The 20,414-nt window shown below is 63.3% G+C and carries 20 protein-coding genes; 14 read left to right on the plus strand and 6 right to left on the minus strand.

All coding sequences use genetic code 11. The features are described from left to right. Nucleotides 1-13: 13 nt before the first annotated feature. The 3 genes from LAN61_02445 to LAN61_02455 are packed head-to-tail and all read left to right on the plus strand — an operon-like array spanning nucleotide 14 to nucleotide 1,878. The gene (locus tag LAN61_02445; protein ID MBZ5539358.1) at nucleotides 14-547 is read left to right on the plus strand and encodes a hypothetical protein; all 534 of its coding nucleotides are present in this window, start codon (nucleotides 14-16) and stop codon (nucleotides 545-547) included. Next, entirely contained in the window at nucleotides 544-702 is a 159-nt protein-coding gene (locus LAN61_02450; GenBank protein ID MBZ5539359.1) for a hypothetical protein, read from the plus strand. Before LAN61_02445 ends, LAN61_02450 begins: the two co-directional genes overlap by 4 nt. A 9-nt stretch (nucleotides 703-711) precedes the next feature. Then, the gene (locus tag LAN61_02455) at nucleotides 712-1,878 is read left to right on the plus strand and encodes a cation:proton antiporter (GenBank protein MBZ5539360.1); all 1,167 of its coding nucleotides are present in this window, start codon (nucleotides 712-714) and stop codon (nucleotides 1,876-1,878) included. Here LAN61_02455 and LAN61_02460 read toward each other — a convergent pair. From LAN61_02460 to LAN61_02470, 3 genes are all read right to left on the minus strand, one after another. Continuing rightward, the gene (locus LAN61_02460) at nucleotides 1,875-2,213 is read right to left on the minus strand and encodes a P-II family nitrogen regulator (protein MBZ5539361.1); all 339 of its coding nucleotides are present in this window, start codon (nucleotides 2,211-2,213) and stop codon (nucleotides 1,875-1,877) included. The two genes, LAN61_02455 and LAN61_02460, sit on opposite strands and share 4 nt — an antisense overlap. A gap of 41 nt (nucleotides 2,214-2,254) precedes the next feature. Continuing rightward, nucleotides 2,255-3,685 (minus strand): ammonium transporter, encoded by a 1,431-nt coding sequence (locus LAN61_02465; protein MBZ5539362.1) that lies wholly within the window; start codon nucleotides 3,683-3,685, stop codon nucleotides 2,255-2,257. Between the two features lie 92 nt (nucleotides 3,686-3,777). Then, complete coding sequence (locus LAN61_02470; GenBank protein MBZ5539363.1) at nucleotides 3,778-4,530, minus strand: endonuclease V; 753 nt, start codon at nucleotides 4,528-4,530, stop codon at nucleotides 3,778-3,780. Nucleotides 4,531-4,632: 102 nt separating this feature from the next. On the opposite strand from LAN61_02470, the gene LAN61_02475 reads away from it, so the two are divergent. Next, nucleotides 4,633-4,971 carry an STAS domain-containing protein gene (locus LAN61_02475; GenBank protein ID MBZ5539364.1) on the plus strand — a complete coding sequence of 113 codons (339 nt, stop codon included), beginning with the start codon at nucleotides 4,633-4,635 and terminating at the stop codon, nucleotides 4,969-4,971. Nucleotides 4,972-5,012: 41 nt separating this feature from the next. Here LAN61_02475 and LAN61_02480 read toward each other — a convergent pair whose 3' ends face one another. Then, nucleotides 5,013-5,600, minus strand: a complete 588-nt coding sequence (locus LAN61_02480) for a GTPase domain-containing protein (GenBank protein MBZ5539365.1) — start codon at nucleotides 5,598-5,600, stop codon at nucleotides 5,013-5,015. Nucleotides 5,601-5,984: 384 nt separating this feature from the next. Here LAN61_02480 and LAN61_02485 point away from each other — a divergent pair, with 384 nt between their 5' ends. From LAN61_02485 to LAN61_02515, 7 genes are all read left to right on the plus strand, one after another. Continuing rightward, on the plus strand, nucleotides 5,985-6,491 hold the full coding sequence (locus LAN61_02485) for a tetratricopeptide repeat protein (GenBank protein MBZ5539366.1): 507 nt from the start codon (nucleotides 5,985-5,987) through the stop codon (nucleotides 6,489-6,491). Between the two features lie 66 nt (nucleotides 6,492-6,557). Next, complete coding sequence (locus tag LAN61_02490; protein ID MBZ5539367.1) at nucleotides 6,558-7,562, plus strand: YvcK family protein; 1,005 nt, start codon at nucleotides 6,558-6,560, stop codon at nucleotides 7,560-7,562. Between the two features lie 42 nt (nucleotides 7,563-7,604). Next, a complete protein-coding gene (locus LAN61_02495; protein ID MBZ5539368.1) occupies nucleotides 7,605-9,083 on the plus strand; it encodes a bifunctional metallophosphatase/5'-nucleotidase in 1,479 nt (492 codons plus the stop codon). Nucleotides 9,084-9,210: 127 nt separating this feature from the next. Further along, nucleotides 9,211-9,609, plus strand: a complete 399-nt coding sequence (locus LAN61_02500; protein MBZ5539369.1) for a carboxymuconolactone decarboxylase family protein — start codon at nucleotides 9,211-9,213, stop codon at nucleotides 9,607-9,609. A 229-nt stretch (nucleotides 9,610-9,838) separates the two neighbouring features. Then, nucleotides 9,839-11,965, plus strand: a complete 2,127-nt coding sequence (locus LAN61_02505) for a TonB family protein (protein MBZ5539370.1) — start codon at nucleotides 9,839-9,841, stop codon at nucleotides 11,963-11,965. Between the two features lie 295 nt (nucleotides 11,966-12,260). Next, entirely contained in the window at nucleotides 12,261-13,532 is a 1,272-nt protein-coding gene (locus tag LAN61_02510) for a Glu/Leu/Phe/Val dehydrogenase (protein ID MBZ5539371.1), read from the plus strand. 716 nt (nucleotides 13,533-14,248) lie between these two features. After that, a complete protein-coding gene (locus LAN61_02515; protein MBZ5539372.1) occupies nucleotides 14,249-15,442 on the plus strand; it encodes a hypothetical protein in 1,194 nt (397 codons plus the stop codon). Between the two features lie 729 nt (nucleotides 15,443-16,171). Here LAN61_02515 and LAN61_02520 read toward each other — a convergent pair. Both LAN61_02520 and LAN61_02525 read right to left on the minus strand, forming a co-directional pair. Beyond that, nucleotides 16,172-16,621, minus strand: coding sequence for a hypothetical protein (locus LAN61_02520; GenBank protein MBZ5539373.1), 450 nt, complete (start codon nucleotides 16,619-16,621; stop codon nucleotides 16,172-16,174). Between the two features lie 189 nt (nucleotides 16,622-16,810). Further along, nucleotides 16,811-17,347, minus strand: a complete 537-nt coding sequence (locus LAN61_02525) for a transposase (GenBank protein MBZ5539374.1) — start codon at nucleotides 17,345-17,347, stop codon at nucleotides 16,811-16,813. A gap of 254 nt (nucleotides 17,348-17,601) precedes the next feature. Here LAN61_02525 and LAN61_02530 point away from each other — a divergent pair, with 254 nt between their 5' ends. The 3 genes from LAN61_02530 to LAN61_02540 all read left to right on the plus strand — a co-directional run bounded on the left by LAN61_02530 (nucleotide 17,602) and on the right by LAN61_02540 (nucleotide 20,379). Beyond that, nucleotides 17,602-18,054, plus strand: a complete 453-nt coding sequence (locus tag LAN61_02530) for a hypothetical protein (protein MBZ5539375.1) — start codon at nucleotides 17,602-17,604, stop codon at nucleotides 18,052-18,054. Between the two features lie 798 nt (nucleotides 18,055-18,852). Further along, complete coding sequence (locus LAN61_02535; GenBank protein MBZ5539376.1) at nucleotides 18,853-19,665, plus strand: class II aldolase/adducin family protein; 813 nt, start codon at nucleotides 18,853-18,855, stop codon at nucleotides 19,663-19,665. Nucleotides 19,666-19,710: 45 nt separating this feature from the next. After that, entirely contained in the window at nucleotides 19,711-20,379 is a 669-nt protein-coding gene (locus LAN61_02540; protein ID MBZ5539377.1) for an ankyrin repeat domain-containing protein, read from the plus strand. Nucleotides 20,380-20,414: the final 35 nt, after the last annotated feature.

A 20,414-nucleotide genomic window follows, 5' to 3' on the forward strand; every position in this document is an offset into this window, starting at 1 on the left:
GGAGCGTATTCGCATGTCCACCACGACCACAGCACTGCAACCCAGGCCGGGAGCACTCGCTCCCGGCCTGGACTCCTCTCGCCTCCCAGCCATTCCCTGGCGCGACCCGCATTCGGTTTCGCCCGAGAAGCTGGCGGAACTCATCGCGTCGCTCGAAGAGGCCTGCGCGCTCCAGCCCGCTAACGCGGATCTGCGCACCTGTCTCGGCATGGCTCACGCGATGAACTACGATGCCTACCGCTCGATGGACGCTCTGGAAGCCGCGCGCACCCTCGAGCCGCAGAACTTCTTCGCCCAGTTCAAGTACGCGGAACTCTTCTACCGCCTGCGCGCCCTCGAAAAAGCGGAAGCGGAAACTCTCCACGCCCTCCATCTCGCCGCCACCGGCTGGGAGCTCGCCCAGGCGCGCCACCAGCTCTCCGAAATTCGCCGCCTCCGCCGCGAAGGCACGCAGCGGCCCGCTTGGACCAAGTCGCTGAAAGTCCCCGCACTCGGCCTCGGTTTGGTTATGATGGTGGTCACGGTGCTCTTTATGGTGTTCCGATGAAAGCAAAATGGAACTTGTTCTTCGGGGCCTCCCTGCTGGCAGCCTATATGCTGATCTCGCATGGCATCCCCATCGTGCCGGTGTTTGCGGGATGCGGTTTGGCCGCGCTCATAACCTGGCGCAAGCTCGCCCGGCATTCCGCCCCGGGCCGGTAACCGCCGGACATGCACGATCCGCTGCCGCTTCCGCTCGCGATGCTCATCGTCTTCGGCTCGGCCAAGCTTCTGGCCGAGCTGTTCGAGCGTTTTGGCCAGCCCGGCATAGTCGGCGAAATTCTCGCTGGCGCGCTCATCGGTCCGAGCGTCCTCGGCTGGATCACGCCCAACGAAACCCTGAAAGCCCTCTCCGACCTCGGCGTCATGTTTCTCCTCTTCGGCGTGGGCCTCGAAGTCAAAGCCTCCGAACTCCTGAAGGTCGGCGGCAAAGCCACGCTCGTCGCCATTATCGGCGTCATCGTCCCGTTTTTTGCGGGCTGGGGGATTCTTCTCGCCTGGGGCGCGCCGCAGGTCGAAGCCATCTTCGTGGGCGCGGCCATGGTGGCCACCAGCGTCGGCATCACCGCTTCGGTTCTCTCCGCCCGCGGCCTCCTTCACGAGGTCGCCAGCAAGATCATTCTGGCCGCCGCGGTCATTGACGACGTTCTCGGGCTGATCGTGTTGGCCGTCGTGAGCGGCATCGCGCGCGGGCGCGTCAACGTCTGGGAGATCGCCCTGACCGCCGGCCTGGCCACGGGTTTCACGGTGCTCATGGCCGTATGGGGCACCACGGCGCTGAACCGCCTGCTGCCGCACTTCGAATCGCGCGCGCGCGCCGACGAAGCAAAGTTTCACATCGCGCTGGTATTTCTCTTCGCCATGGCCCTGCTGGCCCAGTACACGGGTGTCGCGGCCATTGTCGGCGCATTCCTGGCGGGGCTCGCCCTTTCGGACGGCGCCGACGCGCGCGTGCGCACCCTCACGCGCGGCGTCAGCGAGCTGCTGGTGCCGTTCTTCCTGGTGGGCATCGGCCTGAACTTGAATTTACAGGTCTTTCGCTCGAAGTCCATCGTGGCCCTGGCGCTGGTGATTCTGGCGGCCGCCATCGTGACCAAGCTGGTTGGCTGCGGCATCGGCGCACTCTCGCTCGGCTGGGAGAATGCCCTGAAAGTGGGCCTGGGCATGGTACCGCGCGGGGAGGTGGGCATGGTCGTGGCCCAGATCGGACTCGGGTTGTCCGTGATCAGCTCGGAAGTGTACGGCGTGGTCGTGTTCATGGCCGTGGCCACCACGCTGATCACGCCGCCGCTCTTGAAGGTCGCTTTCCGCGCGCCGCAGCCTCTTCGTGCTTCCTAGAGCGCGCTTTCGCCGCGCTCGTCGTTGCGGATGCGGATGGCTTCCTCGACCCGCGAGAGGAAGATCTTGCCGTCGCCGATTTTCCCGGTCTTGGCCGTTTTCAGAATGGTGTCCACCGCCGTCTGCACCAGCTTGTCCGGCAGGACCATCTCCAGCTTGATCTTGGGCAGCAAATCCACGGTGTACTCGCGGCCGCGATAGACCTCGGTGTGGCCCTTCTGCCGGCCGTGGCCGCGCACTTCGATCACCGTCATGCCTTCCACACCGATCTCGCGCAGCGCGTCCTTCACCGATTCAAACCGCGACGGCTGAATAATCGCTTCGAGTTTCATCATAATTGGCTCGCTCCCGCGATGGCTCGTTCGCTCCGGGCTTCTTACGTTTCCAGGTTATACGCCTCTTCGCCGTGCTGCGTGATGTCCAGGCCTGCGATCTCGTGCTCTTCGCTGACGCGCACGCCGATGAGCACGTCCACAATCTTCAGCAGTACCAGCGTCCCCACGGCCGCCAGGCCCCAGGCGATCAGAACCCCTATGAACTGGTGCCCCACCTGGCGGAAATTGCCTTCGATCCAGCCGACCGCCAGCGCGTTGCCCTGCGCGTCGTGAAAGATGGGATTGATGGCGCGCGAGGCGAATACGCCGGTGAGCAGCGCGCCGATGGTCCCGCCGGCTCCGTGCACGCCGAAGGCGTCCAGCGAGTCATCATAGCCGAAGAGCGTCTTCACGCGCGTCACCATCAGGTAGCAGAAGACGCCGGCCAGCAGCCCGATGAGCAGCGCCGGCATGGGCCCCACAAATCCCGCCGCTGGCGTGATGGCCACCAGGCCGGCGACCGCTCCGGAGATCGCGCCCAGCGCGCTGGCTTTCCCGTTCTTCAGCCATTCCGCCACCATCCAGCCGATGGCCGCCGCAGCGGAGGCGAAGTGCGTGGCCACGAAGGCGCTGGTGGCCAGGCTGCCCGAGGCCAGGGCGCTCCCGGCGTTGAAGCCGAACCAGCCCACCCACAGCAGGCACGCACCGATGAAGCTGAGCACCAGGCTGTGCGGCGGCATGGGCTGGCGCGGATACCCCGTGCGCTTGCCGAGATACAGCGCGCAGACCAGCGCCGATACTCCGGAGCTGATGTGCACCACGGTGCCGCCGGCGAAATCCAGCGTGGGGAAGCGTCCGCCGAAGGCGGCGTTGAGCATGCCGCCCTTGCCCCACACCATGTGCGCCAGCGGCGCGTAGACCACCAGGAACCACAGCGTCATGAACAGCACCGTGGCGCTGAACTTCATCCGTTCGGCGATGGCCCCGGTGATCAGCGCGGGGGTGATGATGGCGAACATGAGCTGGTAGATCATGAAGGTGAGGTGCGGGATGGTGGCCGCGTAATCGGCGTTGGGCGCGGCGCCCACGCCGCGCAGGAAGGCGTGCTGGAAATTGCCCAGGAAGCTGCCGCTCCCGCCGAAGCACAGGCTGTAGCCCACCAGCGCCCACAGCACGGTGATGAGGGCCATGAGCGCGAAGCTCTGCATCATCAGCGCCAGAACGTTCTTCTGGCGCACCAGGCCGCCGTAGAAAAGCGCCAGGCCGGGGCCGGTCATCATCAGCACCAGCGCCGCGCTGACCAGCATCCAGGCGTTGTCGGCGGAGGATTGCGCGGCGGTGACGCGCTGGTCGAGCCTGGCGAGCTGATCGTTCACGGCCGGCGCGGAAGCGGGCGGTGTTTGCGCGGCCAGCGCGCCGGCAAAAAGAACGGCAGCGAGCAGGACGATTCCGATGAGGAGTGCCCGCGAGAAACCGCCTTCCTGGCTGTGCATGCGCTCCTCCTGGGCGGCGTCTGGCCGAGGATTATAGGCAATGCGCCGCGTTCCTGCCCATAATATTTTGTACGTCCGGGATTTCACTTACTTTATGGGCGCTTTCGCGCCAGCCAGGCGCGCTTGCAGGCGCGGACGAAGTGATCGGCGTCGCGCGTCGGGCGGGGAATACGATAGCCGTCGCAGACGGCCAGGGTGAGCCGGATGGCGGTGGCCAGGCTGACGCGGTGGCCCTGCGAAACGTAGATGGGGCGCACGGCCTTGCGCGTGCGCAGGACCGCCCCGAGGATTTCTTCCTCCCCGTCGGCTTCGGCGAGCAGTGGCGTCCAACTTCCGGCTTTCTGCGCCGGCGGGGTCTCCCGCCCGGTCAGCCGCGACTTCGCGCAGCCGATCGTGGGGCGGTCGAGGAGCAGGCCGAGATGGCAGGCCAGGCCGAAGCGGCGCGGGTGCGCGTAACCCTGCCCGTCGCAGAAGACCACGTCCGGGGCGTGCTGCAGTTTGCGGAAGGCGGCCAGCAGGGCCGGGCATTCGCGGAAACTGAGCAGCCCGGGCACGTAGGGAAAGCGCAGCGGCACGGCCGCGGAGACGCGCTCGATTTCCACCATCTCCGGGAAGCGGTAGACGATGACCCCGGCGAGGGCGCGGTTGGCGGCGCGGGCCGCGCCTTGCCGCGAGCGTTTCAGCAGCGCCTGCGGGCCGCTGAGAATGAAGGCGGCGTCGGCGCCCGCTACGTATTCTATTTTTGGCAGGCGGTCGCGCCCCTCCCACTGCCGGCGCAATTCGGTCTGCAGTTCTGCCGCCTGGCGCGGGGTCACGTTCCACGGATGCAAGTTTCGGATGCGCATACTTTGGCCGGGCCGTGCGGTCATCGTATAATGCACGCGGGGCATCTCCAACAGCCTTTTATCCGGCTCCCCAGATCTTTTGCGAAAGGATTGCGCGCGCACATGGAAATCTCCGTCCGGGAAGCAAACGGGATTCACATGGTCGGCGTCACCGGGCGCCTGACTATCGGGACCAGCAGCGAGCGGCTGAATGAAGCGCTGCGCAAGCTCGCGGAGAACGGCGCCAGGAAGATCGTCCTCAATCTCGACGGTGTCGCGCAGATGGACACCACGGGGATCGCCGCCCTGGTGCGCAATTCCCTGGCGCTGGCCCGCGCCGGCGGCGAGTTGCGCCTGGTCTGCGGCGCAGGCCGCGTCCGCGACGCCCTCACCATCACCCGCCTCGTCGAAGCCATCCCCACCTTCCAGACCGAAGCCGCCGCCCTGGCCAACTTTTCGTAAAATTTCCTGAGGTGGAGATTCTCTACTGCGAAGAGGTGTGTTTACCCGCCCTTTTTCAGTTCCGCGAGCACCAGCTTGGCCACTTCCTTGAGCGTTTCGAAGACCCCCACGCCGGTGACGGCCACGCCTTCGATGACCGGCTCGCCCTTCTTCTGCAACTGCCTGGTCAATTCCTCGACGGGCAGGACATTCGGCAAGTCGCGCTTATTGAGCTGTAGCACGTACGGAATGGTCACGAAGTTGAGGTTGTGTTCCTTCAGGTGCTCCAGCAGGTTTTCAAAGGTCTCGAAATTGGCGTCCAGTCGCTCTTCCTGGGAGTCGGCCACGAACACCACCCCGTCCGCGCCCTTGAGGATCAGCTTGCGGCTGGCCTCGTAGAAGACCTGTCCGGGCACCGTATAAAGATGGAAGCGCGTCTTGAAGCCGCGCACCGTGCCTAAATCGAGGGGGAGAAAGTCGAAAAAAAGGGTGCGATCGGTCTCCGTGGCCAGGGAAACCATTTTCCCGCGAGAGTTCTGCCCCGTGTGGTCGTAAACCCACTGCAGGTTGGCGGTCTTTCCGCCCAGACCTGGACCGTAATACACGAGTTTGCAGTTAATTTCGCGAGCAGGAAAGTTGATAAACGGCACTTGTCTTCAGCCCAACCAGGACACAAAATTTATAGCATACGCCGAGCGGGCAGGCTAGTACTCCCCCGCCTGTCACGCCAGTGTGTCACAGACAGTGTCAGGCAGAATGCTCCATTCCGGGACGATATTTTCCGGGAATGTCGCGGAGATGCCACCCGGGGGACCATTCCGGGCTGGGCGCCAGGGTCCCAGGGAGCACCGAAAGGCCAAAAGCGCTGCGTTGACGCTTTTTGGCGTGTCTGTTAGCATGCGCGCATGGCAAAAGCGCGAAAGCCCGCTTCGGGCACAGCAAGCCGGGAAAAGAGCGCTGCGCGCGGCGCAACAAAACCTCAGAAGAAAAAGGCTTTAGCACCTCCGCCTCCGCCTTCCCGCGGCGGTGTCGAGATGGTCGACCCGCGCGTGCAGGCGCAGCTGAAAACCTACGAAGACGCTTCGCTCCTCGTGCATCAGCAGAAGTTTGCCAAGGCCAAGCTGGAGTTCGAGAAAGTGCTTGCCGGCCCGAGCAAGGAGCTGGTGGACCGCGCGCGCATGCATCTGCGCATCGTGGAACAACGCATGAAGCCCAGCAGCGAACAGGGCCCGCGCACCGCGGAAGAGCACTACCAGCGCGGCGTCACGCTGATGAATGTGGCGCGCTGGGACGAAGCCCGTGAGCACCTGCAGAAGGCCAAGAAACTGGCCCCCAAAACCGACTACATCTTTTATGCCCTGGCCGCGCTCGATTGCCTGACCGGCGAAGCGGAATCGGCGATGGACAACCTCAAGACCGCCATTCATCTCCGCCCGGAGAACCGCTACCATGCGCGCAACGACGAAGACTTTGCCTTCCTCCAGGAAGATCCGCGCTTTACCGAGCTGCTCTACCCGGAGAAAGACGGCACGGCGGGCTAGTCTGCGGCGGGACCTTCCTTGACAAAGCAACGGAGACCGGCGAAGAACGCGCCGCGCGGAGCACGCATTGTCGCGCTGGGCGGCGGCACCGGGCTTTCCACGCTGCTGCGCGGCCTGAAGGAATATCTGGCGCCTGGCGCCGGCAAGCCGGGGCCGGGAAGCGCGAACCGCGAATATCCCATCGCGGACCTCGCGGCCATCGTCACCGTCACCGATGACGGCGGCAGCTCCGGGCGCCTGCGCCGCGAATACCGCATCCTGCCCCCCGGCGACATCCGCAACTGCATGGTGGCGCTCTCCGACGACGAGGCGCTGCTCGGCCGGCTTTTCCAGTACCGCTTTCACGCCGGGCGCGGCCTGCGCGGGCACAGTTTCGGCAACCTTTTTCTGACCGCGCTGACGCACGTCACCGGCGATTTCACCGAAGCCGTGCGCGTGAGCAGCAAGGTGTTGGCGATCCGCGGGCGCATCTTCCCCTCGACGCTGGCCAACGTCACCCTGGAGGCCACGCTCGAAAACGGCCGTCGCGAGCAGGGCGAAACGCGCATCTCCGCGAGCCACGCGCGCATCCGGCGCATCGCGCTGGTGCCGCGCCGCGTCCGTCCGCTCCCGGAAGCGCTGGAGGCCATCGCTGCCGCCGACCTGATTCTTCTCGGTCCCGGCTCGCTGTACACCAGCATCCTGCCCAATCTTCTGATTCCGGAGCTGGCATTGGCCATCGCCAAGTCCCACGCTCCGCGCGTGTACATCGCCAATCTCATGACCCAGCCCGGGGAAACCACCGGCTACACCCTTGCCGATCATCTGCGCGCCATCCAGCAGCATTCCCCGCGCCGCGTGGTGGACTGGGTAGTGGCCAATCGCCGCCCGGTTTCGCCCGACGTGGCCCGGCGCTACCGCGCCGAGGGCGCCGAACCCGTGGCGGTAGACCTCCGCGAATTGCAGAAGCTGGGCCTGCGCGTGATTCTCGACGACCTGCTCGAAGAGCACGGCGTCATCCGCCACGACGCCCGGCGGCTGGCGCGCCTGCTGCTCGGCGAATTCGTCCTGCGCCCCCGCGGCCGCGCCTAACGGCCGCGGGTGTTTGCGTCGGAAGGAAAAGGGGGAACTCCCATGGCCTGGAGCAAGCGATTCGGCATCCTCATCCTGGCATTGGCCGTGGCGCTGCCGGCGGCCGCCGAGCGCGTGCCCATTACTTTGCTGCAGATCAACGACGTCTATGAAATCTCCCCGGTGCAGGGCGGCCGGGAAGGCGGGATCGCGCGGCTGGCCACGCTGCGCCGGGAGCTGCAGCGCGAGAACCCGGGCACGTTTCTGCTGCTGGCCGGAGACGCCTTCAGCCCTTCGGCGCTGGGCACGGCGGAGGTGGACGGCGCGCGCATCGACGGCGCGCAGATGGTGGCGGCGCTGAACGCCGCCGGGCTGGACTATGCGACCTTCGGCAATCATGAGTTCGATATTCCCGAGGCGCACTTCCTGGCGCGCATCAGGGAATCGCACGCGGTCTGGTTTTCCGGCAACTGCCGCGACCGCGAGGGCCAGCCCTTTGCGGGCGTGCCGGAATCGGTGATCTTCACGGTGCGCGGCGCGCAGGGCGCCGAGGTGCGCATCGGGCTCATCGGCGTGACGATCGATTCGACGAAGGCCGCCTGGGTGCGCTATCTCGATCCCCGCGAGACCGCGCGCCAGCAGGCCCAAGCGCTGCGGCCAAAGGTGGACATTCTGATCGCGGTGACCCATCTCGCTCTGCCGGACGACCAGAAACTTGCCGAAGCCGTGCCGGAGATTGACCTGATCCTCGGCGGACACGAGCACGAAAACTGGCGGCTGTACCGCGGCGGGCATTTCACGCCGATCCTCAAGGCCGATGCCAATGCGCGCTCGGCGTATGTCCACGAATTGGTTTACGACACGCAGGCGAAAACACTGCAGATTCGCTCCACCCTGCGGCGCATCACTCCGGAGATCGCCGAGGATCCGGCCACTGCCGCCGTTGTGCGCGAATGGACGGAGAAGGCCTTCCGCGCATTCCGCGCGCGCGGGTTCGAGCCGGAGGCCACCGTGGCGCAGGCGCCAATAGCGCTGGACGGCGCAGAGAGCCGTGTGCGCAACGGGAGCACCGCGCTGACCGGCCTGATCGGCGAGGCCATGCTGCGCGAATGGCCGGAAGCGGATGCGGCGGTGTTCAACGCCGGCTCGATCCGCATTGACGACGAGATTCCGCCGGGCCCGGTGACCCAGTACGACATCCTGCGCATCCTGCCGTTTGGCGGAAAGGTGCTGGGCGCGGAGATGACAGGCAGCCTGCTGGCCCGCGTCCTGGAGGCCGGCCGCGCCAACCGCGGCAGCGGCGGTTTCCTGCAGCTCGCCAACATCGCCCCCAGCGCGAACGGGGCTTCCTGGACGGTCGGCGGCAAGCCGCTCGATCCGCAGAAGACTTACCGCATCGCGATCAGCGATTATCTGCTGACCGGCAAAGAGCAGGGGCTGGACTTCCTCACGCGTACCGCGGAGGGCGTGGGCGCGGTGCGCGAATTCCGCGACATCCGCTTCGCCCTGATCGATGAGATGAAGGCGCGGTGGAAGCAGTGACACAGGCTTCAGCCCGAGCCACCGGGTTGCCGGCGGCGCGCGGGGCATCTTCGTTCCTTCTTCGACGGGTTGGTGTTAACGTCGAAGAGCGCGCGAGGTGCGGAAATCTTTCCAGGGAGAGAGGAACATGGCGACATTTGGACTGATCGAATACAAGGATGCGAGCCCGGAGGTGCGGGCCATCTACGACGACATCATGGCCACGCGCAAGACCGACTGGATCAACAATTTCTGGAAGGCCATCGCGCACGATCCGGCGACGCTCAAACGCACCTGGGAAGACATCAAGCAGATCATGGGACCGGGCGCGCTTGATCCGCTGACCAAGGAGATGCTCTACGTGGCCGTGAGCGTGACCAACAATTGCCAGTACTGCATCGCTTCGCACACCGCCTCGGCCAGGAACAAGGGCATGACGGACGCCATGTTCAAAGAGCTGCAGGCAGTTATCGGCATGGCCAACGAGACCAACAAGATGGTCAGTGGCTACCAAGTGGAGATCGACGAGCGGTTCAAGACGCCTTAGCCGCGCTTGTTTTTTTGGCTTTTGCCGCGGCTACCTGCCCTCTGTTCATCAGCCGATGGTCCCAGCCGATATTTTCCCACACCTGTTTCCATGCTAGTACCTAAGTACTATAGCCTCCGTCCTATTCCGCCGATAATCATAGAAGTCCGTGGGGATGTTGACCGCTTCGCGGTCACGGAAATGAATGTCCCGCAGTGGAGCGCTAGCTCGCCGCGCAAGTGAGAAAGCCATGCCGCCGATCCAGAAGGAGTCCGCTATTTCGCAGGATATGCCGGCCGCGGCGCCGCCGCAGCCATCCGCCCGGCCAAACGGCCGCGGCCAGGAGACAGCCAAGCCGCAGCCCGTGTGCCTGGAAATGCCCGTGAGCGTGCATGGGGCCTGCAACGTCGAGGGCAGCGACAAGCGCGAAAAGTTTCACGAGGCCACGCACACCGTCCTGATTTTTGCCAGCGGCGCTGTGCTGCGCCTGGCCGCCAGCGTTTCCCCGGGCCAGCTGCTTTTTCTCACCAACGAGCGCAGCAAGCGCGAGATCGTCTGTCAGGTTGTGAAGTCCAAGAGCTATCGCAACGTTAGCGGCTACGTCGAGCTGGAATTCAGCGAACCCTGCCCCGGTTTCTGGGGCGTCAGCTTTCCAGGGGAGCGAACGGCTGCGGGGAAAACGGCTGCGCAAGGGAGCGCAGCTTTGCCGGTGGCGGTGAACGCGGAGAGTATCGCCGCGCCACCGCTGCCGAGAGTGATGTTGCCTCCCCCCCCGGCCGGCCCGGCCGAGAGCTATTTATCGGCGCCACCGCCCATCGCGGCCTCTGTCGCTGCAGCGGAAATCCCCTTTGCGCCAGCCGAGCCTATGCAGCTTCCCGCGTCCTGGAGCGTTGACCGCTCTGCGGTCACCCAGAACAAGGAAGAAGCGCCGGAACAAGCTGCGCCGGAGCCGCCGGCGATTCCCGCGGTGATCGAAGAAAACCTCGCACCCGGGGAGCGCCCTGCGGTGTTGGAGACCGGACCCGCGTCGCTGACGTTCCTTTCCGCCGCCGCGCCCGTATCTTCGCTTCCGGGGAGCGAACAGGAAGCGCCAGTGGCGGACGGCCTGCCCGCGGTTCCGCAGATGCCCGAAGGGTCTGCCGGCGCGGCGCAGGTTGACCGCTTCGCGGTCACACATGGAGTTGACCGCTTCGCGGTCACACATGGAGTTGACCGCTTCGCGGTCACGCATGCAGAAGTGTCCGTGCCGAATTGGCTGTCGCCCATAGCGCTGGCGCAGCCTTCCGAGCCGCGTACAGAAACAGACCTTGCCGCGAAGAGCGGCGTCAACAGCGTCCCGAAGATCCTGCCGCTCCCGGAATGCCGCACCGAGCCGGAGTTGGCGACCAACGTGGCGGAGCCGATAGGCTACTTGCAGTTGGGCGGCAAACCATTTGTGGCCGGTCCGCGGGCCGTCCGCGAAGCGCCGGCTTTTGGCAGAAACATCCTGCTGGCCGAGGAGAAGAGCATGCCCGCGGCGCGTCCCGGCGCTGGCCGCGGCCTCATCTACCTGGCGGCGGCCGCAGCGATTCTGGTCAGTTTGGCGGGGGCCAAGTGGTATCTGCGCCAGCCGGAGAAACCCCCTGAAGAGGTAGCGGTAGCCGAGACGGCCCCGGCGGCGGTTTCCCCTGTGATGGCCAAGACGGCCACCCAGCCTGAAGTGGCGCAAAGCGCTGTTGCCGGGAATCCGGTTTCGACCTCCGTGAGCCTGGCGACGACACCGGCGGATTCTCTGCCGCCTATTCCCATCGTCATGGATACGCCGGCGGCACCGGCCAAGCAGGCTGCGCCCATGGCCGGCATGGGCGGGAATGCGCGCAAGAACCCAGCAGTGCTCCAATTCGTGGATCCGGAAAAGCAGCCGAAGAAGCTCCCGCCGGGAATTCGCCTGGCTGCGCCGGTGGTCTCGCGCCGCGCTGCGCCGGACGGCGCGGCTGCGGAAGACGTAAACCTGGGTGCCCTGCCTGGTCCTCTCGTGGGCGTTGACCGCTTCGCGGTCACACAAATCGGGGAGGCCGCTGCGGGGCTCCCTGTTTCGCATTCGAAACCCGCGGTGCCGCGCAGTGGCGGGGTGCAACCCGCACGACTGCTCTTCTCCGCGCCGCCAGTCTATCCGCCGCTGGCGCGCGGCGAGGGCATTGCAGGCGACGTGGTCCTCGACGCGCTGATCGGCGCCAACGGGCGGGTCACTGCCATGAAGATCCTTTCCGGCAACCCGCTGCTGCAGCAGGCGGCCAAGGATGCGCTGCGCCGTTGGCGGTATCAGCCGGCCATGCTGGACGGCCAGCCCGCTCCCTCACACCTGACAGTCACCATCCAGTTCCGTCTCCAGCGCTAGACCCCTCCCCGCGCACGCTTTCTTGCCGCTCCGGCCTTCCTGGCGGGGCCGCTTTTCCTGCTGCCGGATACGCAGCACTTCCGCACGCCGCAGCTTGCAGCCCGGAAAAGAGCTTCGTATACTGGCGGCCCGGCCAAACGGGCATGGCGATTACGGGGTAGCCGCCACCTTCGCCCTATGGCCCTGCTACCGGCCTGCGCAAAGAGACAGGCCTGTACGTACGGATCGTTGACCGCTTTGCGGTCACACAGATTGTCGACCGCTTCGTGGTCACGCAGATCAAGGAGAGCCCTTCATGTCGCACCCGCCTGCACCGGAAGAGATGAGCGTTTATCAGAACGCGGAAGCGCGTTTCGAAGTGGCCGCAAGGAAACTGGGGCTCGAAGAAGGGCTCTACCGCTATCTGAAACATCCCAGCAAAGAGATCACTCTGTACATCCCCGTGGGCATGGACAACGGGCAGTTGGAAGTCTTCACCGGTTACCGCGTGCTGCATTCCACGGTGCGCGGCCCGGGCAAGGGCGGCATCCGCTTCGCCCCCGACGTTTCCCTCGACGAGGTGCGCGCCCTGGCCACCTGGATGACCTGGAAGTGCGCCGTGGTCAACATTCCCTTCGGCGGCGCCAAGGGCGGCGTCATCTGCGATCCCCGCAAGATGTCCAAGGGCGAACTGGAGCGCCTGACGCGCCGCTACACCGCGGAACTCGCCGATTGGCTGGGGCCCGAGAAGGACGTGCCCGCCCCGGACGTGGGCACCAACGAGCAGACCATGGCCTGGATCATGGATACCTATTCCATGCACGTGCACCAGGCCACCACCGCCGTGGTGACCGGCAAGCCCATCGAACTGGGCGGGTCGCGCGGGCGCCGGGAAGCCACCGGACGCGGCGTGCTGATGTGCTGCAACAAGGCGCTCACCAAGCTGGGCATGCGCCTTGCGGGCTGCCGTGTCGTGGTGCAGGGTTTCGGCAACGTCGGCTCCATGGCCGCCAAGCTGATGCATGAGGCGGGCTACAAGATCGTCGGCCTTTCGGACATCGGCGGGGGGCTGTACAACGAAAAGGGCTTTGACGTGTCCCAGGTCATCGACTGGGTCTACACGCAGAAAAAGCCGCTGCAGGATTTCCCCGGCGGGGGCGCGAAGATGAGCGCGCGCGACGTGCTCTTCCAGCCCTGCGACATCGTCATCCCCGCGGCCATCGAGAATCAGATTACCGAGAAGAACGCCCACGAGGTGCAGGCCCGGATTCTCTGCGAGGGCGCCAACGGGCCCACCACCTCCAAGGCCGACGCCATCATCGACGGCAAGGGCATCTTCATCGTGCCCGATATTCTCGGCAACGCCGGCGGCGTCACCGTCAGCTATTTCGAATGGGTGCAGGACCGCCAGGGCTTCTTCTGGCGCGAGAGCGAAGTCAACGAGCGCCTCCAGGACGTCATGGACTACTCCTTCGACGCCGTGGTGCGCTACGCCGAAACCCACAAGGTCAATAACCGCATCGCCGCCTATATCCTGGCGATCGACCGCGTGGCCAATGCCCTCCGCCTGCGCGGCATCTACGCCTGACCCCGCGCCCGGTTCCGTTTAGCGCCGGGCTCCCGGCTCGTCCCGATTCCATCGGGACCCCGCCGGGAGCCCGGCCTTTCTCTTTTTGCTTTTCCCCTAGCGCCCGCCCCCTGGCCCCGCCGTGAGGCGGGCTTCTTTCTCCCTCTCGGCAACCGCTGACCACGCTCTTTCCGGCTTCGTGGGCAGCCATCTTCGCTTTTTTCTTGAGGGTAGCCCGCACCTCCCGATTTTTCTCTCTTTGACGCCTGCACACGGCGCGCGCATACCGCTTCCTCACTTCACTGCAGAGACCGCTCTGCGCCTTCTGCGTCTCCGCGTTATCTTTTTCTCTCCCTCCTTCCATTCTTTCTCGAATCCCATTCGGTCGGTCGCCCATACGTGGATTTTGCGTGTAAGGTTTTTGACTCTTGCGATGAATAGCAGCGAGAAGCTGTCTCATAAATATCCGGATGACTAACCACACACCGTCATTCCGAACGGAGTCCGCGGAGTGAGGAATCTCTCTTCGCCTTTGTATCGGAAAGACCTCACGTGTAAATCCGGCACGTGGGGCACCCATATGACCCCACTTTAACGCTCGAGTGACCTACAATAATGATATTCTCCCGTCGTGTATCCCTTATCGAGACAAGAAAGAAAATCATCGGCGCCCTCTGGGCCACCCGCCCATGTCCGGCGGGCCATACACCTATGTATATGATGGCAGCGGTCTGCGCGTGAAGAAGTCAAACGGCACGGCTGGCACGCTCTATTGGCGAAATCTGAGCGGAGAGACTATTGCGGAAACCGATCTGAGCGGGAACATAACCAGCGAGTATGTATTCTTTGCCGGCCGGCGCATCGCTCGTCGCGACGCCTCCGGCAACATCTTCTTCTACGACGCTGACCATCTTGGGACTACGCGCACGATAACCGATTCGAGCGGAAACATTTGCTACGACGCGGACTTGACGCCCTACGGCCAGGAGATTACGGTCCACTCCAACTCCTGCCCGCAGAACTACAAATTCACTGGGTACGAGCGCGACCAGGAGACGGGCCTGGATTACGCCATGTTCCGCTACTACAATCCGCGCCTCGGCCGCTTCATGTCCCCCGACCCGCTGGGAGGCGACGTTGGGAATCCACAGACACTGAACCGCTATGCGTATGTGCTGAACAACCCGCTGGCTCTTATTGATCCATTGGGACTCGACCCAACTGCCGACCCTTGCGCGAAAAGCACTGCACCCGGAGGCTGCGGCTCTGTAACTGCAACCCCGACTGATGGACCACACGTCACAGACGTCCCAGGAATTTGCATGACGGTAATGAGGAACAATATCGTGGTCAGTTCCTCTAACGGCTGCTCGCCCTACCCGCTCAGCGATCGCAGTGGCACAATCGCTGGCGCAAGCGGTGGCGCGGGCGGTGGCAGCGGCAGTGGCCCCGCAAACAACGGACCGAAGCAGACCTTCTCGCAATGTATGGCCGCAAACAGCTCAACCTTCAGCCTAGCTGGACTGGCACAAGGAGCGCTCAACGGCGTATTGAGTGAGTTCGGAACGTCTGTCAACTTTAAGGACACGTTCCTCGCGCAATTGATCGGTGGCAATTCCATCAGCGGCATCTTGTTTGGATCGGCGACAGATGCTGCGGTGTCCGCAGGCACTAATACGCCAGGGCTACTGCATTTGGCAATGGGGACGGTCACCACATACGGCAGGAGATCATCCACAATCATGTCGCTGAATATTGCAGGCCAAGGCGGTCTTCCCCAAGCTCTCAGCTCGGCATCAGGCGGACTGAAAAGCGTGCTAGGTGCCGCTGATAGCGTTCTTAGTCTAGGCATGAGTTTTGCTACTAGGCTTGAAATTGACGCGGCATTTGCAGGGGCGGAAGCGGCTTATTGCGCGCACAAAACCAAATGAGTGAGAAGCAGCGATCGCGGTTTATTACACACCTCTTCCGGGTTGGCGCCTATGTTGCGGCGGTCTTTTGGTTGGCGTTTGTTTGGGGAGGACTGAAAGTCCTTTCTACACCGGACACCGGAAGGCATTCTCACTTGGCCGGGTGGACGATTCTGGTTGTCGCCGCTGCAGTAATGATTGCGACCATGAATCACTGGGTGAAGTACCTCCAGGTGATCTTTGGCGGCGGGATCCTTGGCGGCTTACTTGCGACTGGTGAGGGCCATCTCCTAAACGGCAGTCCCTTTCCTCGTCCGGTTGCCGCTGCTATGACAGCACTATTTGTTGGCTGCAGCCTTATCTCAGGGACACTCGCCAGACATAGGCTTAGGATGCTCGATCGTTTGGCGCTGATAGCTTTCCTGGCCGCGTTTGCGGGCGGGCTGGTCAAAGGTACGCCCAATTCGTGTCTCATCGGCCTCGGCATAGGATTCAGCTGCCTTCTTGCTGCATGGGTGCACAATCAGTTGTCATCTACTCCAAACCGGGACGCGGGGGGTACGGCCCGGCATTTGTAAGCGGGAGTGGTTACGGACGCCGCCGTAAATGCTCTAACGAAGTCCGAACCAATTCTCTCCATGACAGGAACAGGGACCCAACTCGCTGCGGAGGGACTGGCAGGCCCCATCGGCTTGGCCAAGGTTGGCGTGGACTTCGTAATATTTGCAGGCTCTGCGATATCTTGTGCTTCTAGACACTGAGGGAATAGCGTTGAGCGACTATAATCAGACTACACTCGCGCTCGTAATCATTTTCTTGGGAATGGGAGTAGTCGGTTCCCTTATTGGAATTCTGTGGTATCGGATAGTTGCTCGCTCCCAGCTCGACAGAGATACCATTTTCTTCGTCATCAAGATGTTCATGGGCTTGGCCGCAGCCCTTATGGTCGTCATGCTGATTTTTCGATACATGTAGAAATCTCAATCCCCGGAGTTGCAACCGGAGAAGTTGTCCCGCCTTCAGTTGAAACATGAGAAAGGAAGTAGCAGTTCTCGGGCGGGTGCCAGCCCCTTGATGAGTTGCCAAGGACTGGGTGCCGCATCCCCTTTCGTCCGCGAAAATGGTGCGGTTTTGCCTTTCACCGGGCAGCGCGTCGAATTCACCGCTTGCCTTGAGAAGAGCCGAAAGACGGGCAATCATGCCGCTTCGCCCACACTCAATTTCGTGTTAGATCGCCAGCGAGATGATGAGATCCTGGTGTCGCCGCGCAGGCGGGTGGCCCAGGTTTAATGACCGAGTAGGTTCGGGGTGCCCCATTCTTGCGCAGCAAGAGTGGGGCTTTTCTCTTTCTCTTTCTCTTTCCACGCTCTATCTCAGAATCTCTACTCTTCAGCCGATGCCATCCATATCCAATAAACACGGCGCGTCGTTGTAGTAAAACGCCCAACTGCTCCAAGGCCAGTCTCTGGGGTGTGCCACCAGTTTCCGGGTCACTGGATTCCTGTGCATATACTCCAATTTCTCGCGAACCTTTTTCGCACTCCACACATTGAAATCGTAAAACCGGCGTTGCCAGAATCGCGGTAGCGTCCCAGCGCCCTCCCGGAATGGCAGTTGCAGTTGATTGGCGGCAGCGCTATTTTCTCTTCGCTTGGCCCGCGCCCTCCGCGAAACTCCCAGTTTTAGCGCCTTGAGAACCGTGGACGGCGTCCCTTTCTTCGGTTCTCCGATCAGCAGGTGCACATGCTCCGGCATTACCACAAAGCCCACCAGCGCGAATCCATACCGTGCGCGCACTGCACTCAGCACTTTGACAAACAGGTTCCGTGTGCGGGCCTTGCCGAGAAGCGGCAGTCTGCGGTAACAACTGAACGTCAGGAAATGCAGATCTCCCCGCCCGTAATAGCGCTTCAACCCTTTCGGCATCGAAGAAGAACCAAAAACCCCACTCTTGCTGCGCAAGAATGGGGCACCCTCATCTCTCTACTCCACGCTGACTTGCCGAAGTGGTATCCTCTCACCGTGCGCCGCCAGGAAGAAGGGAAAATCTGGAGGAGTGGGCCACCCGCCTGGTGCGACCGCTGGCGGGGCCACAGCCGCCAGCGGCGTGGCCACTGGAGCGTTCGGGGTCTATTTCTTAAAGAACTATACGCTTCCCGCATTTAAGGACTGGGGCTGCCATGAATAGCAATCCAATTAACAGCGATGGGGAGAAGACGCAAGGGCTACTAGGCTCGGTAAACTTTGCAATCTGGACGGCTGTGATTTTCTTCGGCCACGCTGTCGGAGCCGCCATTTTCATCGGACTTGCCGGTTTCGCCCTGAACTTACCCGCTCGCAGACTGTTGGTACCTTATACGACGCTTCTCTACTGCGGGCTAGTGCTCTCGCCCTTGCTCTATTGGGCGCGCTTATCGCGCGAGCGACCCAAGTCCTGTGCAGTTCGATTCGGCATAGCCATGTTTTTGTACTTACAGATTCTTATGCTCGCACTCGGATTCAGCGCGATTAGGCTGGGTATTCTATCGCAGACAGCAGCCCTCAATGATTATGCCCCTTTCATGGTGCCCTTTTCTGCGCTCGCCTCCATCGTTATATACGTAGTCACGCGCCAGATGCTCAAAGGCAGGTAGCCCGGACGTAAAGTAAGTAGATGAACTGGGGTGGCCCTCGATAAGAGCGAAGGCGTTGTCAAGAGACACTTCTTCGCCGCATCTCTTTTTGTCCACGAAAGGGTGCGTTTTTTTCTGCGCCTGGCAATGTCGCGCACAACCTCATTCGAATGCGCCGCCTCCCCCGCCCCCCGCCAATTCCTCCCAATAACTCCTTGAACCGCATGTACTACTGTGCTAACATGTGCCGTGAGTACGCAGCAGCCACCCCGTGCGCCGCACCCCTCCCCCGCTAATCCTTGCAGAATCTGCAGTTCCGCAAAACCCGCCCGCAAACCTCGTAGAATCTGCACTTACAAATCATTGGACTTAAAGTCCCGCAGAATCTGCAGTTCCAGAAAAGTGGTGGGGGGGGGGGGGTGGGGGTCGTTATGTTTACTTCTCACCTGCCAGCTTTTGCGGAATCACTCTTCGCACTTTACGTTTGGCCACCCGTCCCCGGGAGGCCAGCGCCACTTTCCGCAAAAGGCCGCAGGCCGGGCTTTCCGCCCAGGACCAAGGTCCCGAAAAGGTTGGTACTGGCGCGAGGGGCCGGAAATGTGTAATCTTCGCTCCAAGCGTGGTGTCTGCCAGGGGTTCCCTGGACCGCGGAGCGTGTCCCCACTCCGTGACGGGTCGAGCCGAAGGGTCGAGATTCGGCGCAGGCCTCTTTCCCTGCGCTTGCGGGTTGACCGCTTCGCGGTCACACGTGCAGTTGAATGCTGCGCGGTCACCCATGCAGTTGACCGCTCCGCGGTCACAGAAATAAAGGTGCGCAACATGTTTCCGGAGTCCTCTTCACAGCGCCAGCCCAAGACGGAAGAGCAGCACCGTCAAGACATCTGCCAGACGGGCCGCTGGATGTACGAGCGCGGCTTCATCGTGGCCTGTGAAGGCAACCTCTCCGTGCGCCTCGACGCCAAGCGCATCCTGACCACCCCGACCGGCATGAACAAGGGCATGCTCACACCCGGCGATCTGGTTATCACCGATCTCGAGGGGCGGCAGCTCGACGGCACGCGCAAGGTCTCTTCCGAGCTGGGCATGCATCTGCTCATCTACCGCTTGCGCCCGGACGTGCTGGCCATCTGCCACGCGCATCCCCCGACGGCCACGGGTTTCGCCGCCGCCGGCCGCGCCCTGGACCAGGCCCTGCTTCCCGAAGTGGTGATCTCCCTGGGACTGGTGCCCCTGGCGCGCTACGGCACGCCGGGCACGCCCGAACTCAGCGACACCCTCGAGCCCTACGTGCCGCACTACGACGCCATTCTCCTCGCCAATCACGGCGTGGTGACCTTCGGGCCGGAGCTGCTCACCGCTTTTTACCGCATGGAAACCGTCGAGCAGTTCGCCAAGATCGCTCTGGTCTCCGGCCTGCTAGGCAACTACAAGCTGCTTTCCGGGCGCGAGGTGGCCAAGCTGATCGCCGCGCGTTCGCGCTATGGCTGCGCGCCGCCCCCGGGCGCCAGCCCGGAACTCCCGGTCACCGCTGAAGTCGCCGAATCCGGAGAAGGCGAACGCATCAACTTCACTCCCAAAGAACTGGAAGCGCTGATTGACGAAGCTGTGCGCAAGGACCGCTCCCGCCGCTGACGCCGATTTTCTTTCGCACAGTCCAGCGGCTGCGCGGAGGCTGCCATGAGCAACACCGCACAATTTTTTCAGGCCCTTCAGGCCGGCGACGAAACCGCCGTGCAGTCGCTGCTTGCTGCAGACCCCTCGCTGGCCGGCGCCAAGAATGAACGCGGCCAGTCGGCGATTCTCTCGGCGGTCTACAGCGGAAGGACGGCGATCCGCGATCTGCTGCTGGCGCGTGGCGCGACTCTCGAGCTGCACGAAGCCGCGGCGGCGGGCCAGCTCGGACGCGTGCAGGAACTGGTGGAGGGGAATCCCGGGCTGGCGAAGAGTTATTCGCAGGACGGCTTTCCGATATGCGCGCTGGCGGCGTTTTTCGGACACCGCGCTGTCACGGAATATCTCGTGGCGCAAGGCGCGGACGTGAATGCGGTGGCGACCAACGGCACGGGCTACACCGCGCTCACCGGTGCCGTGATCAGCGGGCACACGGAGATCGTGGCGTGGCTTCTGGCCCAGGGCGCCGGCGCGAATTACCGCTACGGCCCGGGCTATTCGCCGCTGCTGGCGGCCGCCGCGAATGGCCACCTGCACATCGTCAAGCTGCTGCTGGAGCATGGCGCCGACCTGCACGCCTGCACGGACGACGGCCAGACAGCGCTGCTTCTCGCCGAAGCCCGCGGCCATCAATCCGTGGCGGAGTTCCTGCGCGGGCGCGCGGCTTCGGCCTGAGCTCCCAGTGGTTTTTGTTTTTTTCTCGTCACCCG

This window comes from Terriglobia bacterium, assembly GCA_020072785.1.
Lineage (GTDB): Bacteria > Acidobacteriota > Terriglobia > Acidiferrales > UBA7541 > Acidiferrum.